The following is a 13,675-nucleotide window of genomic DNA, read 5'->3' as shown; positions in this document are numbered from 1 at the left end:
GGTCGCGGGCGGGCCACCCCGGCCACTCACCTGCGCCGGCCACCTCGCCGCCGGCGCCCGTGTCGCGAAAGTGGCTTTCGCGACACGCTCGGCAAAGCCCGCCTCGCGGATTGTCTTCACCTCATGACCCGCGTTGTCCACACCCCGTCCCCTCAGGCGAGGGTGGCGTCGTAGGCGGTGAGCACGGAACGTAGTGGCTGGAAGAAGCTGACGTGACTGTTCCCGCCGGACAGCACTCCGTAGCCGACGCCGGCGTAGAACAGCGGGCCGCCGCTGTCGCCGCTCCCGATGGGGATGTCCGTGGCGATCGTCCCGACAACCTGCTTGCCGTCGCCGAAGTTCACGGTCTGGTTGACGCCGAGGACCTTCTCGCACGTCTTCTTCGTGGTCATGCCGCTCTTGCACACCGGTTGCCCCACCTGCGGGATGCCCGCGCGCAGGATCCGCTGGGTGCTGCCGTCGTAGAGGTCGACCCGGCTGGGCCCGGAGCCGGAAAGGTCCCGGACGCGGCCGTAGTCGGTCACCGGGAAATGGCTGTCCACATTGGGGCCGATACCCTGCCAGTCCAGCCCGTGTTCGGTGCAGTGCCCGGCCGTGAGGATGTACCGGACGCCCTTGACGAGGATCGCGAACCCCGCTGAGCAGTAATACGGTTCACGACCGGGTCCCGGCGAGACCGTGTACATCGCATCGCCGCCGTTCACCGCCGACTGCTGCGCCGCACCGGCCGCGGACGGCGCCGCGGAGACGACCGGGCAGGCCAGCAAGACGGCCACGGCCGCGGAAATCAGTACCCCGGCCCGCTTACGGCGTGAGCAGCCGAACATGATCATGTCCTTCCGTCCTGTGGAGCCTGGATACGTGCGACCAGTCCAGTGCCACAGGGTCCGCGACACAATCGGAGTCAGCCGGACGAGTGATCAGCCGGCGACCGGGGAAGCCGCCTTCGGACGACGCGCCTGGCGATCTCCGCATCCAGCGGGCTCATCTCCTCGCTCACCGGCTCCGATGGCGGCCACCACCGAAAGTCCAGCGCTTCACCGTTGACGGTCAGCCGAGGCGCGACCTGGAGCTGAGTCCGATATACGGCCAGGAGTTCCCGACGCTCCGGCTTCACGAGATCGAACTCGGCTGCGGCGGCGAACGACAGGTCCACGCCGTGGATGCCGGTCTCCTCACCCAGCTCCCGCACCGCGGCCTCACGCGGGCTCTCACCCGCCTCCCGCATCCCTCCCGGAAGCTCCCACTGCCTCCGCCGGCTGTCGAACATCATCAGGACCGCTTCCGCGTGGACGGCGACAACCAACGACGCGGGCACAGCCACGTGCTCGACCAGACCCTCCAGCTCCCCTTCCGCGACAAAACGGAAGTCGACCAAGGCGTTGCCGGCACGATCGCGGATCGGAAGTTCAGCCACGACGCCATTCCACCGCACTACCGACGGAAAGCACACCAGACGAACCAACCCCGCCGAATTCCGCACATCGGCATGACGTCACCCGGCGCGGTTGCTCCATCCGTGATCCGCCGATGAATCCGCTTCCCGCCCCCGGTCACTACTGATGACGAGTTTCCGGTGGGTTAAGGAGCGCTCATGACTGATCGTGTCCCGGTGGACTTCTGGTTCGACGCGATGTGCCCGTGGTCGTGGATCGCGTCGCGGTGGCTGATCGAGGCGAGCGAAGTCCGCCCGATCGAGGCCCGCTGGCACGTGATGAGCTGGTCGGTCCTGCAACACGGCCGCGACATCCCCGAGGAGCATATGGCGATCGTCCGCGAGGGCTGGGGACCGGCGAGGGTGGCGATCGCGGCGGAACAACGGCACGGCAACAAGGTGCTGGGCCCGCTCTACACCGCGTTCGGCACCAGGTACCAGTACCAGGGCCGGGTGCTCGATCGCGAGGCGATCATCGAATCGCTCAGGGAGGCAGGGCTGCCGATCGACCTGGCGGACGCCGCGGACACGGAGGATTACGACGCCGCTCTGTGGGCGTCGCATCACGACGGCATGAGCCGCGTCGGGTACGAGGTCGGGACGCCGGTGATCGCGATTCGCGGGGTGGCGTTCTGCGGCTGTCCACCTGCACCGTGCAGGCGCCGCAGGTGCCTTGGTTACAGCCGGTCTTGGTGCCCACCAAGGCCAAGCGGTCACGCAGTAGGCCGAGCAGGGTCGTGCGTGGGTCGACGGCCAGCTCCTGATCCTCGCCGTTCACCTTCAGCCGCACCGGCACCGTATCGGACATCAGTTCCTCCCAGCAGGTTCCGAAAACCGGTTGGCATATTGACCAGGTCGCCTTATTCCCCTATGGCCGTCTCAAATGCGTTCTCAGAGAGCGAGATCTGCGGCCACGCCTCCTCCCCATAACGAGTACCGCATCCAGGAGACAGGCCTCGCCATCGGCTAACTGACCCGAGAACACCCAATCAGAGTGCTGCATCCGGCATACGGCCGAGTTCGGAGGCGAGAGTGACGATCTTGACTCTTTGCGCACCGGTGCACGCCGGGCCACCGCCGCCCATGACCCACGGGCAGGCGAACATAACGCCGAACAACATTTTCCGGAGCGCCGATAGACACGCCTGCCAATTCTCCGAGGAAAAGCGGCCACGTCGCCGAGGACTATGCGACACGACGTTCATCAGCAGCGGACTGATCACTCCTCCTGGAAGGGTTCCCTCGTCCGTCCGAACGCGGCGGTCAAATCCGCAAGGGCCGCCCCGTCCGGCTCGGCGGCACCTTCCTGAAGCTCGTCACGCTCGCCATTGGCGGTCGCCGATCAAGGCCGCTTCGGCGCCGCCGTCGGCGAAGATCACCTGACCGGTGACGAACTGGTTCTCCGGGCTCGCCAGCCAGCCGATGAGATGGCCGACCCACTCCGGCCGGCCTGGGAAGCCACCGAGAGGTTGTGGTGCGGCCGCCTCGATGGCGGATCGCATTCGGTCGTCGGTGAGGATCCAAGCGGCGGCCGGGGTGTCCACGACTCCGGGAGCGACGGCGTTGAGCGGAATGCCGACGCCGGCCCATTCGGGCGTCGGGGCGGTCCTTCGTATCCATCTGTTCAACGCGCGTTTCGCGATGCCGTAGGCGGATTCGCGCAATGAGGGGTCGGCGTCCACCAAGGCGATCGCGGTGGCCTCGTCACCATCCGCGCAGGCCTGGAGGACCCGTTCGTCGGCGGGCGCCAGCGATGAGGTCGAGGACACGGCGACGGCCCGCGGCGCATCGCTGCGGGCGAGCAGGGGACGCAGCCCTTCGAGCGTTGCGACCGTGCCGAAGTAGTTCGTCTCGAGGAGCCCGGTCCGGCCGCCGCCGGCGACCGCCAGCACGGCATCGACGTAGCCCCATTTCGCCACCTGCTCGACCAACGACCGGCGCCCGGCGGGCGTCGACAGATCGGCAACGACGTCGGCGTCGCTCAGATCGCAGCCGATGACCCTCGCACCTTGGGCACGAAGGAGCGCCGCGGTGGCGGCTCCGATTCCGGAAGCCGAGCCGGTGACGACGTATCTGCGCCCGCTCATCGGCGCTCCCGGCCGGGGCTGTCGTCGGCGGCTTCGGCAGGCAGGAGCGGTACACCCTTGCGCCTGAAGGTCACCTGGCTGAACACCTCGGCGAGGATGATCAGCACGACGATCTTGAGCCCACCGATCAGCGGGACACTGTCGACCGGCATCGTGTAGGCCAATACCACCGTGCTCACGGCGTCCAGCAGCAAAGCGGAACCCCAGATCACCGTGCACACCCGCACCACTCGCCGGAAGGCGGCCGTGTCACGCCACGCGGCGTTGATCCGCTCACGCAAGGCGCCGCCGGTGAAAGTCTTCAACGCGTACAGGTAATACGGGATCCGCGGGAGCGTCAGAAGGATCCAGATGCCCGCCACAGCGGTGACCCAGCCGTCGCGCGCCAGCAGGGTCCTCGGACTTCCGGTCAGGAAGGACAACGCGACACTGAGGAGCAGAACGGTCATGACGAGACCGGCGAGCATGTCGATCCGCCGTTTCGTGATCACCGAATGAACGGTTTTGGCCGCCGGTGCGACCAGGCCCAGCATCAGGGCCGTCCACTGGTCGGCACCCGCCGCGCGCACACCGTAGAACACCACGATCGGCGCCACCGCGTTGATCAGCAGGCTCATGACCAGCTCACGTTGCGAGCCGGCCTCACCGGTCGCCGCCGGGTTCACCGTGGCCCGCCGGACCGCTCGAAACACACACTAATGACCATGCGGTCAATACTAGTGACCGCATGGTCATTAGTCCAGGGCCAAGAGATACCGCGCGGCGTCAGCCCCCGGCTCGCATGCCCCCGAGCAGGATCTCCGCGAGCTGGGACGCGTAGCCGCGGGGATCGACGTCGGGATGACTTTCGAGATAGGCGAGCATGATGTCGATCGAGCCCTGATAGGTGACCGCCATGACCCTGGTGTCGAAATCACGCAGGCTGCCCTCGGCCTGACCGCGGCGGAACAACTCCTCCTGCCCGAGGTAGGTCTCCTCGTAGAAGTCGGCGACCACCCGTTCAGCGCCGTCGGGCCGCCGAAGGTTGTGCACGATGCGATTCAGCGCGATCAGCTCGTCCCGATGAGTCAGGATCTGCGAGGCCGCCAGGGGCAGGGCGGCACGGATGATGTCCGGCACCGGCTGGTCCAGGTCGAGCCCGTCGACGATCTGCCGCCGCATGGTCTCCATCGTCACCTTCGCCGCGGACTCCATCAGATCGTCCTTGCCGGTGAAGTAACGCCAGACCAGCCCCTTGGCGACATCGGCGCGTGCGGCGATCCTGGTCAGCGACGCGCCCTCGTATCCGCTCTCGGCGACCTCCCGGATCGCCGCCGCCATGATCTGCTTCCGTCGCTGGTCCTCACTGAGGCGTTGGCGCGGGCCGCGTGACGGGCGCGAGGTGGACGTCACGACAGGGTCGACTCTGGCATAGGCTTCGCATCCACGACGGACACACTACTGCCCACCGCTTCGGGTCGCGCCGTATTCATCGTGACCCGAAGCGTCGTCCGATGTGGACAGATCGATCATCCCCCGCCTCGCGGAGACGATCACCGCCAGGAACGCCACCACCGGCGTTCACCTTGCCGCTGGGGCCGGTTCGAGCACGCGGTCGAGGCGGATCGGAAGTGTCCGCTGCCGGGTGCCGGTGGCGTGCCATACGGCATTGGCGATCGCGGCCGCGGTCCCGGCCGTGCCGATCTCGCCGAGTCCGTTGAACCCGGACGGGTCCTGGGGCTCGTAGTCCGGTACGAAGTCGGCCTCGATTTCGGGCACGTCGGCGTGCGAGGCGATGTGATACCCGGCGAAGTCTCCGTTGGCCTGTCTGCCGGTTCCTGGGTCGCGAACGCTTTCCTCGTGCAGGGCCATGGAAAGTCCCATGATCATCCCGCCGGTCACCTGGCTGCGGGCCAGCAACGGGTTGATCACCCGGCCGACGGCGAACATGCCGAGCAGGCGGCGAACGCGTACCTCGCCGGTCGCCGGATCGACGGCGACCTCGGCGAAGACGGCGCTGAAGGTCTGCCGCTCCCGGTCCGGCTGGAAATCGATCATCGTGCTGGTGTCCACCGTCGCGGACACCGGCCTGGCCGGGTCGTTCAAGCTCTCCCGCAGCCGTTCGGCGGCCGCGGTGATGGCGAAGGACCATGACGTCGTCCCGCGGGATCCACCCGCTCCCCATGCCATGCCGAGGTCACTGTCGCCGATCCGGATGCGGATCTTTTCCGTGCCGACGCCGAGCGAGTCCGCGGCGACCGCGGTCAGCGCGGTGCGGGCACCGGTACCGATGTCGCTCGCGCCGATCGACACCGTGAAAGTCCCGTCCGGTTCCGCGGTGATCGACGCGGTCGATGGGAAGACCCCGGCGCTGAACGACGTGGTGGCCAGGCCCGTGCCGATCAGCAGCGGGCCCTCGCGCCGGGAGCGGGGACGCCGGTCGCGCGCCGCCCAGCCGAACCGGCGGGCCCCTTCTCGCAGGCAGGAGACCAGACGACGGCTGCTGAAGGGCATTCCGGAGACAGGACTCACCGTGGGCTGGTTGCGCAGGCGTAATTCGAGCGGGTCGAGGTCCAGCCGCTCCGCCACCTCGTCGATCGCCGACTCCAGTGCGAACGAACCGGGTGTCGCGCCCGGCCCGCGCATCGAGGCCGGGGGCAGGACATCGAGCGGTACGGCGGTGAGCCGCGTGCGGATCGCCGGCGCCGCGTACAGGATCTTGGCCTGCTCGGTGCACCACTCGATGTACTCGGCGAGCGGTGAAAGGGCGTAGGCCGCTCGGTGGTGGATGGCGCGCAGGTGGCCGTCGGCGTCGGCACCGATGGTCAGCAGCTGGTCGGTCGGAGGCCGTGACGAGGTCGTCTCGAAGACCTGTGCCCTCGTCATGGTGACTCGCACGGGACGGCCGAAGTCGCGGGCCGCCAGCGATCCGAGGATCACCTGCGGGCCGCAGGCGCCCTTGCCGCCGAAGCCACCGCCGACGTGTTCGGACCGGACGTGCACGTGCTCGCGGTCGAGCGACCACAACGCGGCCAGCACCTGGGACACGCTGAACGCGCCCTGATTGGAGTCCACGGCGTACAGGTGTCCGTCGTCCCACCACACGGTCGCGGCGTGCGGTTCCATGGCGCAGTGGCTCTCTTCGGGAGTCCGGTACCGCTCCTCGACCACGACCGCGGATGCCGCCAGTTCCGCTTCCAGGTCACCGGTGTCGGCCTCCGGGCCGAAAGCGGTCGACGCCGGACGCGCGGCCGGATGCTCCAGTCCGAAATCCTGGTCGAACGGCTCGGCGTCACAGGTCACCCGCAGCGCGTCCGCCGCCGCGCGGGCCTGCTCGGGGGTCTCCGCCACCACCAGTGCGACCGGCCAGCCGGCGAACGGGACGACGTCGTCCTGCAGGAGCCGCAGGCTGCCGTCCGGCCCGAAGTAGTTTCCGGCGTCCGGATCGAGCCGGGGCGCGTTCCGGTGGTCGAGCACGCCGAGCACACCGGGCATGCCGAGTGCGGTGGACTCGTCGATGTCGCGGATCCGGCCTCGGGAGACCGTGGCGGTCACCATCCAGCCATGCGCCAGGCCCAGGAGCGGCACGTCCGCGGCGTACCGGGCGGTGCCGGTGACCTTGAGCCCGCCCTCGATCCGGGGGCTCGGTGCGCCGACAGCGGGAGAAACCGGGACCGGGTTCATCGTTCGTTCTCCGTTCCCACGAGTTCATCGAGTACGGCCGGGATGAGATTCCGCGCCAGGGGAACCTTGTATCCGTTGTCACGCAAGGGCTCCGCGGTGCTCAAGGCCGCGTCCGCGGCGAGCCGGAACCGATCGGGGGTCGGCCGTGCGCCGCGGAGTACCGCTTCGGCGGAGGTGGCCCGCCATGGCCGGGACGCCACCCCGCCGAGCGCGATCCGCGCGTCGTGCACCAGCCCGTCGCGGAGGTCGAGCGCGGCCGCGACGGACACGATCGCGAAGGCGTAGGACGCACGCTCCCGGACCTTCCGATAGCGCGACCGCGGACTCGCCGCCGAACCCGGCAGCGCGATGGCGGTGATCAGCGCGCCGGGCGGGAGCGCGTTCTCCAGGTCCGGCCGGTCGCCGACCGGCCGGTAGAACCGGGACAGCGGGATCTCGGCCGGTCCGTCGACCGTCTCGTAGCGCACGACCGCGTCGAACGCGGCCAGCGCCACCGCCATGTCCGACGGATGTGTGGCCACGCAGTGCTCCGAGTGGCCGAGTACCGCGTGGTTGTGGTGGACGCCCGTGATCGCGGCGCACCCGCTGCCGGCGGCCCGTTTGTTGCACGGCGAGGCGAGATCGGCGAAGTAGCCGCAGCGGGTCCGCTGCAGCAGGTTCCCGCCCACCGTCGCCATGTTCCGCAGCTGGCCGGACGCGCCCGCCAGCACGGCCTGCGAGAGCGCGGGGAACCGGCGGCGCACCTCGGGATGCGCGGCCAGGTCACTGTTCGTCGTGGTCGCGCCGATGACCAGCCCGCCGTCCGGAGCGTCGCGGACACCGTCGAGCGGCAAGCGCCGCACGTCCACCAGGCGGGTCGGCGCCTCGACCCCGCATTTCATCAGATCGACGAGATTCGTTCCCCCGCCCAGGTACCGAACACCCCTGTCGCCGGCGGCCGCGGTGAGCGCGTCGCGAACATCCGCCGCGCGCGAGTAGGCGAACTCCTTCACTTCGTCCCTCCTTGCCGGGCGGCGGTCTCGAGCACCGCGCGCACGATCGCCGGGTACGCCCCGCAGCGGCACAAGTTGCCGCTCATCCGCTCGCGCACCTCGGCCTCGTCCAGTTCCGACGCACCCTCCGGTGTGACGGCGCTGGGCCAGCCGTCCGCGTGTTCGGCGAGCATCCCGACCGCCGAGCAGATCTGCCCGGGAGTGCAGTACCCGCACTGAAGCCCGTCGAGGCGCGTGAACGCCTCCTGGATCGGCGTCAGCTCACCATCGCCTGCCAAGCCCTCGATCGTCGTGACCGCGGCCCCGTCGGCGGCGACCGCGAGGGTCAGGCACGAGACCACCCGCCGCCCGTCACACAGCACCGTGCAGGCGCCGCATTGCCCACGGTCGCACCCTTTCTTGGGCCCCGTGAGGCCGAGGTCCTCTCGCACCGCGTCGAGCAGTGTCCGGCGGTTGTCCACCGACAACCGGTGGGTCGCCCCGTTGACTCGCAACGAGATCTCGGTGCGCGTTCGATCGGCCATCCTGGTCCTCCCTTGAGCCTCCGGCCAGGGACGTTAAGGGAGGAAGGGCGGCGCGGAAGCCGTCCGCGCCGCATGCGGGAGGATCGAGCAAGAGATCGCGAGTTCTGGTCAACCCCCGTTCGTGCCGAGCCGGACCGCGTCCCGGCGCGGCGGGTCGCCGAACTGCCTCCGGTAGTCGCGGCTGAACTGAGCGGGACTCTCGTAACCGACACTGCGGCCGATCCCGGCGATGTCGCCTGGATCCGCGGCGAGCAGCAGTCTGGCCCGCTGAAGGCGGATCTGTTTCTGGTACTGGATGGGGCTCATCGAGGTGACCAGCTGGAAGTTGCGATGGAACGCGGAGACGCTCAAGCCCGCCGTCCGCGCCAGGTCCTCGACCCGGAAGGAAACCGCGTGGTTGTCGCGAATCCATTGGACGGCACGGGCGATGCGGTTGAGGTTGCTGTCCGGCAAACCGAACTGGCGGAGAAGGGCCCCCTGCGCGCCGGTGAGCAACCGCCAGATGATCTCTCGTTTGACCAGCGGCGCGAGCACGGGAATGTCCCGAGGCTGGTCGAGGAGGCGCAGAAGGCGGATGACCGCGTCGAGCAGCTCGGCGGAGGCCGTGCTGACCGCCAGACCGGCCGGAGCGCCGGTAGCCAGTGACGGCAGGTCCGCGGACTCCGCTCGCAGCAGTACCTCGGTGACGTCGGCCTGTCGCAGGGTCAGGCCGAACCCGAGCGCGGGTTCTTCCGGGCTGGCCCGGCTGAAGTACGCGGTCACCGGCAGGTCGACCGAGGCGATCACGTACTCCCCCGCGCGGTACTCGTACAGGCGGTCGCCCAAAGCGAACCGCTTGGCGCCCTGGGCGACCAGGGCCAGCACCTTGCCATACGTGGTCGGCGTCGGTGGATTGGGCTGATCGGCACGGAAAATGCGGACCTCACTGATCCGGGTGCTCAGATCAGGGCGAGCATGCCGATCCAACAGGGCACGCAACTCGTCGAGCGACATGGTCGCCATTCAAGCACCGAGACCGTCACCGCGGCCACGTCGGCAATCCACAGTGGACATAACTCGGGCCCGGAACCGCGCCTAGGCCGGGTCCTGTAAGTCTGTTCGATGGGCTTCGTGATCCAGGTGGTTCCTGACGGTGCGGGCGGATCGGCCTCGTACCGGGTCGTACTCGGCCGCATCCACCCGTGCCGTCAGGGACCGCCTGGGCGCGAAGACCGCGAACAAGACTTGCAGGACACGGCCTAGGCCGTTGCTGTGCCCGGTCGGCCATCGTGCCCGGCCGCGTGCTCGGCGACGAGCGCACGGAACGCGTCCAGGTCTCCGATGACTTCCTCGACGCGATCGGGCTGCCGGTACAGGCGGTAATAGCGGGCACCGATGGCATCGGGATCGGCCTCTCCCCCGCCGGGCACGACACCCGAGGCGATCGTCACCGTGGCCACATGGATGCCTTCGGGCCGGAGTTCGGCATGCAGCGCGTGCGCCCAGTTGCGCAGACCGGCCATCGCGGCCCCCACGTTGGCCAGAAACGGTGCGGGGATCGTCGAGGACACCCCCGTGGTCAACAGCAGCGTGCCCGCGCCTCGAGCACGCATGTCCGGCAACACCTTTCCCACCGCGGTCACCGCGCCGGCGACGTTCAACTCGAACTGCGCCGTGACCGACTCGACCGTGGATCGCACGGCGGTGGTGATCGGACCGGACGGGCTTGGACTGTATTCCAGGACATCGACCGGTCCCAAGGCGTCCCTGGCCGCATCCATCGCCGCGGCCAGCGCAGCACGATCACGGATGTCCGCGGCGAACCCCGCAGCGCTGACGCCCAGCCCCGCCAGTTCCGCGACCAGGGCATCCAGCCTGCTCTGGGTACGGGCGATCAGCCCGACCCGAAACCCGCGACGCCCGAACGCCCTGGCCACCCCCATCCCCAGCCCCGGCCCGGCACCGACGACGACAAGCGTCTTGTTCACACCACATCTCTCCTGCCATTGCTCGCCGCTGGTTACTGTTTGTTCGTAGCAGAATGACTTGTCGCCACGGCGATGATCAAGACAGCACATTCATGTCCGCTACGCACACCGAGGTAACCCAGCCGGGAGCATCACACGCCATGTCAGTGCCGCCTATCACCAACGCAGACGAGCCGGCCGAGGAGGTCTGCCGGCAGGTCCTTCAGATCCTCGCGCTCATCGGCGACAAGTGGACCATCCTGGTCATCGGCCAACTACGCGACCGCACCCTCCGCTTCGGCGAGCTCCACCGCGCCGTCACCGGCATTTCCCAGCGCATGCTCACCCGAACGCTGCGGCAGCTCGAACGCGACGGCCTGCTGACCCGCGCCATCCACCCCAGCGTCCCCCCACGCGTCGAGTACACACTCACCGAACTCGGCGTCACGCTGCTGGACTCCCTCACCTACCTCGGCGACTGGGCCACCACACACCGGAAACGGATCACCACCAACCGCCGCGACTACGACACGGCCCATCAAGCCGACTGACCGGCGCCCGGGTCAGCTCGACCCAGTCACGGTGATTCGCCGCCGAGACGGAACGCACGGATCTAGTGTCCTGCGTCAGAGGTTCGCGTCGTTGTTTCTTCTGGTCTCGGGGTGGATGAAGGGACTTGCCACGAAATCTACGATTTGCCAACCCCCATACAGAACCAGGCAAAATGCCCAACTCGGGCGCGACTGTCTCGGGATCGGCCTTTAAGGGCAGTCAAGGACCCCACCTTCACCTCACGACCCGCCGTACCTGTCGACGCCGGGTTCTTGCTCTGACTGCCGCGAACCGACCAGGGAGAAAACGACTTGGACGGTGACGCGATGTTCAGTGGAGAACCGGTGCTCGGAAACTCCACCGTGCGTGTCCGGGAAACCCACCAGCGGCGCCGAATCCCTTGCGCCCGATCACACACCGCTCATCAGCGATGCCTGCATTCAGACGAGATCGGCACCCAGGCGGGTACTAACGTCGAACAGCTATTTCGGCAGGTTGCGTACGACACTACGTTCGGATTGGAATCGACCACGAATTACCTCGGTGCGATCTCGCACATACCACTGGACCACTACCACTCTTCAGACAGGAACCGCGATGTCGCGCTACGAATGGGAAGTCACCCACCCTGGAATCGACCTGGTCCGCGCCAAGAGCGAGCCCGAACGTGAAAAGGTGACCACTCACCGAATATATGACAGCTTCACGTCGACCTTCGACATCGCTGTCTTCATGGAACACCACGTGTTCGCCGTCTGGGATTTCATGTCCCTGCTCAAAACCCTCCAACGTCAGCTGACCTGCGTCGAAGTTCCCTGGATTCCGCAGGGGCACCCGACCAGCAGGCGACTCATCAACGACATCGTCCTGGTCGAAGAAAGCGACGAGCTCGATTCGGGATTCAGCAGCCATTTCGAACTCTACCGGGCGGCCATGGCCCAGGTCGGCGCGAACACCAGGGCCATCGACGAGTTCCTCGACGCCCTGCGGGTGGGGAAAACCGTGCCGGACGCGCTGGTCATCGCCGCCGTACCGCGGCCGTCGGCCGAATTCGTTTCGGCGACCTGGCGCATCATCACCGACGCTCCTGTGCATTGCCAAGCCGCCGCGTTCGCCTTCAGCCGGGAAGACCTCATCCCGGAAATGTTCGACAAGGTGATCACCGCCGAGCCGGCGGACGGCCGGCTCCAGCTGTTCCGCGGCTACCTCGAACGGCATATCGAGGTCGATGCCGACGAGCACACGCCGATGGCGATGCAAATGCTCGCCGATCTCTGCGGCGACGACGAGGTCAAATGGAATCAGAGTGTCGACACCGTCCGCACGGCGATGCACGCCAGGATCCGCTTTTGGGACGGCATCGTCTCGGCGATGGACACCGCACTGAGCGGTGCCCGGTGATGCCAGGCCCTGCCTTTCTCAAGCCGCGGCGATTTCGGCCAGAACTTTGACCACTCATGCCTTGCCGAACAGGTTTTGCTGCAGACGTTCGAATGGTTGCGGGGGGACGCTGAACTCGCCGAGGAACGGGTTGTCCATCGCGGCGATGAGGAAAATCATCATGGCGATGAAGACGGCGAACAGTCCGGAGATGACCAGATGTGGCGCGAGCCGCTCGACGGCGAGCATCGACGTGAGAAGCAGGTTGATCAGGGCACCGCCGACGAGCACCCACCAGAGCGCGCCGGGCAGGCTGGCCGACACCGAGTTGAGCACTTTCCGCCTGGCCTCGACGAACGAGTTGAACTGGCTGTATGCCTCGGCGTGCAGCACTTCCTGGCCGGGTGTCGTGGGCTCGAAGGTGGTCATCCTGCGCTGAATGACGTCGACCTGATCGGTTCCCTCGGTCGGTATCTCGCCTTGCTGCTGTTTCGGCCAGCTGACCTTGACGAGGTTGTCGACGTAGAACTCGATGTCAGCGCGGAGCTGGCTGCGAAACGGCTCCGGGTAGCCGGAGACGTCCCGGTAGAGCGCGGCGACCGCGGTGGCTTCGTTGGCGACGCTCGCCTCCGCTTCGGAATAGGTGGTGTAGGTGGCGGCCGCGATGAGCCCGAGCAGCAGGCCATAGAACAGCCCGGTTCCGCTGAGCACCAGATCCAGCAACGAGTTGCGCTGCTCGCGGTCTTCGCCGCCGAACAACCGATCCATGGCGGGGCGGAGAAGGATGACCGCACTCCAGCAGATGGCCAGTGCCACCGCCACGAACAGGAGAAACATGCCCCAGTTCGGCAAATCGTAGAGCCACGAGAACATGGGATTCCTTCACTTGTGAACGAGGAACTCACGTCAGTGAACCGCGTGTTCCGCACACAACGAAGGCCGGGCAAACGATCGAGGGACCGCCGACGACGAAACTCATGCTTCCAGGTGATGTGCGCATTGTATTTCGCGGAACACCGTGGCTATGTGCTCAGGCGTTGAAATCGACTGATTGTCGAGTCGACCGGGCCTTCCAGCCGACCGCGGTCTTGTAATC

The 13,675-nt window shown here is 67.5% G+C and carries 14 protein-coding genes and 1 pseudogene; 3 read left to right on the top strand and 12 right to left on the bottom strand.

Translation table 11 applies throughout. From position 1 onward, the window contains the following. Window positions 1–152: 152 nt before the first annotated feature. Complete coding sequence (locus tag ACIBTM_RS34720) at window positions 153–827, bottom strand: S1 family peptidase (protein ID WP_395881376.1); 675 nt, start codon at window positions 825–827, stop codon at window positions 153–155. Between the two features lie 77 nt (window positions 828–904). Beyond that, window positions 905–1,417, bottom strand: a complete 513-nt coding sequence (locus ACIBTM_RS34715; protein ID WP_395881375.1) for an NUDIX hydrolase — start codon at window positions 1,415–1,417, stop codon at window positions 905–907. Window positions 1,418–1,594: 177 nt separating this feature from the next. On the opposite strand from ACIBTM_RS34715, the pseudogene ACIBTM_RS34710 reads away from it, so the two are divergent. Continuing rightward, window positions 1,595–2,014, top strand: a pseudogene (locus ACIBTM_RS34710) (disulfide bond formation protein DsbA); the annotation flags it as partial. Here the strand turns inward: ACIBTM_RS34710 and ACIBTM_RS34705 are convergent. From ACIBTM_RS34705 to ACIBTM_RS34665, 9 genes are all read right to left on the bottom strand, one after another. Next, window positions 1,920–2,243 carry a 2Fe-2S iron-sulfur cluster-binding protein gene (locus ACIBTM_RS34705; RefSeq protein ID WP_395881598.1) on the bottom strand — a complete coding sequence of 108 codons (324 nt, stop codon included), beginning with the start codon at window positions 2,241–2,243 and terminating at the stop codon, window positions 1,920–1,922. The pseudogene ACIBTM_RS34710 and the gene ACIBTM_RS34705 overlap by 95 nt on opposite strands. Before the next feature lie 508 nt (window positions 2,244–2,751). Beyond that, a complete protein-coding gene (locus tag ACIBTM_RS34700) occupies window positions 2,752–3,522 on the bottom strand; it encodes an SDR family oxidoreductase (protein WP_395881374.1) in 771 nt (256 codons plus the stop codon). Continuing rightward, window positions 3,519–4,214 (bottom strand): VC0807 family protein, encoded by a 696-nt coding sequence (locus ACIBTM_RS34695; protein WP_395881373.1) that lies wholly within the window; start codon window positions 4,212–4,214, stop codon window positions 3,519–3,521. The genes ACIBTM_RS34700 and ACIBTM_RS34695 overlap by 4 nt, the downstream gene beginning before the upstream one ends. A 73-nt stretch (window positions 4,215–4,287) precedes the next feature. Next, entirely contained in the window at window positions 4,288–4,842 is a 555-nt protein-coding gene (locus ACIBTM_RS34690; RefSeq protein WP_395881372.1) for a TetR/AcrR family transcriptional regulator, read from the bottom strand. Window positions 4,843–5,082: 240 nt separating this feature from the next. Then, on the bottom strand, window positions 5,083–7,185 hold the full coding sequence (locus ACIBTM_RS34685) for a xanthine dehydrogenase family protein molybdopterin-binding subunit (RefSeq protein WP_395881370.1): 2,103 nt from the start codon (window positions 7,183–7,185) through the stop codon (window positions 5,083–5,085). Continuing rightward, a complete protein-coding gene (locus ACIBTM_RS34680; RefSeq protein WP_395881369.1) occupies window positions 7,182–8,177 on the bottom strand; it encodes an FAD binding domain-containing protein in 996 nt (331 codons plus the stop codon). Before ACIBTM_RS34680 ends, ACIBTM_RS34685 begins: the two co-directional genes overlap by 4 nt. Further along, window positions 8,174–8,701 (bottom strand): (2Fe-2S)-binding protein, encoded by a 528-nt coding sequence (locus tag ACIBTM_RS34675; RefSeq protein WP_395881368.1) that lies wholly within the window; start codon window positions 8,699–8,701, stop codon window positions 8,174–8,176. The genes ACIBTM_RS34680 and ACIBTM_RS34675 overlap by 4 nt, the downstream gene beginning before the upstream one ends. Before the next feature lie 108 nt (window positions 8,702–8,809). After that, window positions 8,810–9,703: an AraC family transcriptional regulator N-terminal domain-containing protein gene (locus tag ACIBTM_RS34670; RefSeq protein WP_395881367.1), complete on the bottom strand. Its 894-nt coding sequence runs from the start codon at window positions 9,701–9,703 to the stop codon at window positions 8,810–8,812. 236 nt (window positions 9,704–9,939) lie between these two features. Next, entirely contained in the window at window positions 9,940–10,668 is a 729-nt protein-coding gene (locus ACIBTM_RS34665; protein WP_395881366.1) for an SDR family NAD(P)-dependent oxidoreductase, read from the bottom strand. A gap of 140 nt (window positions 10,669–10,808) precedes the next feature. Here ACIBTM_RS34665 and ACIBTM_RS34660 point away from each other — a divergent pair, with 140 nt between their 5' ends. After that, entirely contained in the window at window positions 10,809–11,198 is a 390-nt protein-coding gene (locus ACIBTM_RS34660) for a winged helix-turn-helix transcriptional regulator (protein WP_395881365.1), read from the top strand. A 598-nt stretch (window positions 11,199–11,796) separates the two neighbouring features. Next, window positions 11,797–12,600 (top strand): DUF3050 domain-containing protein, encoded by an 804-nt coding sequence (locus ACIBTM_RS34655; protein ID WP_395881364.1) that lies wholly within the window; start codon window positions 11,797–11,799, stop codon window positions 12,598–12,600. Window positions 12,601–12,654: 54 nt separating this feature from the next. Here the strand turns inward: ACIBTM_RS34655 and ACIBTM_RS34650 are convergent, their stop codons facing one another. Then, entirely contained in the window at window positions 12,655–13,452 is a 798-nt protein-coding gene (locus tag ACIBTM_RS34650) for a hypothetical protein (protein ID WP_395881363.1), read from the bottom strand. Window positions 13,453–13,675: the final 223 nt, after the last annotated feature.

The sequence above is a fragment of the Amycolatopsis sp. NPDC049868 genome, from assembly GCF_044461365.1.
Lineage (GTDB): Bacteria > Actinomycetota > Actinomycetes > Mycobacteriales > Pseudonocardiaceae > Amycolatopsis.
Note: the sequence above shows the minus strand (reverse complement) of the source record. Positions and strands in the feature narration are given on the sequence as shown.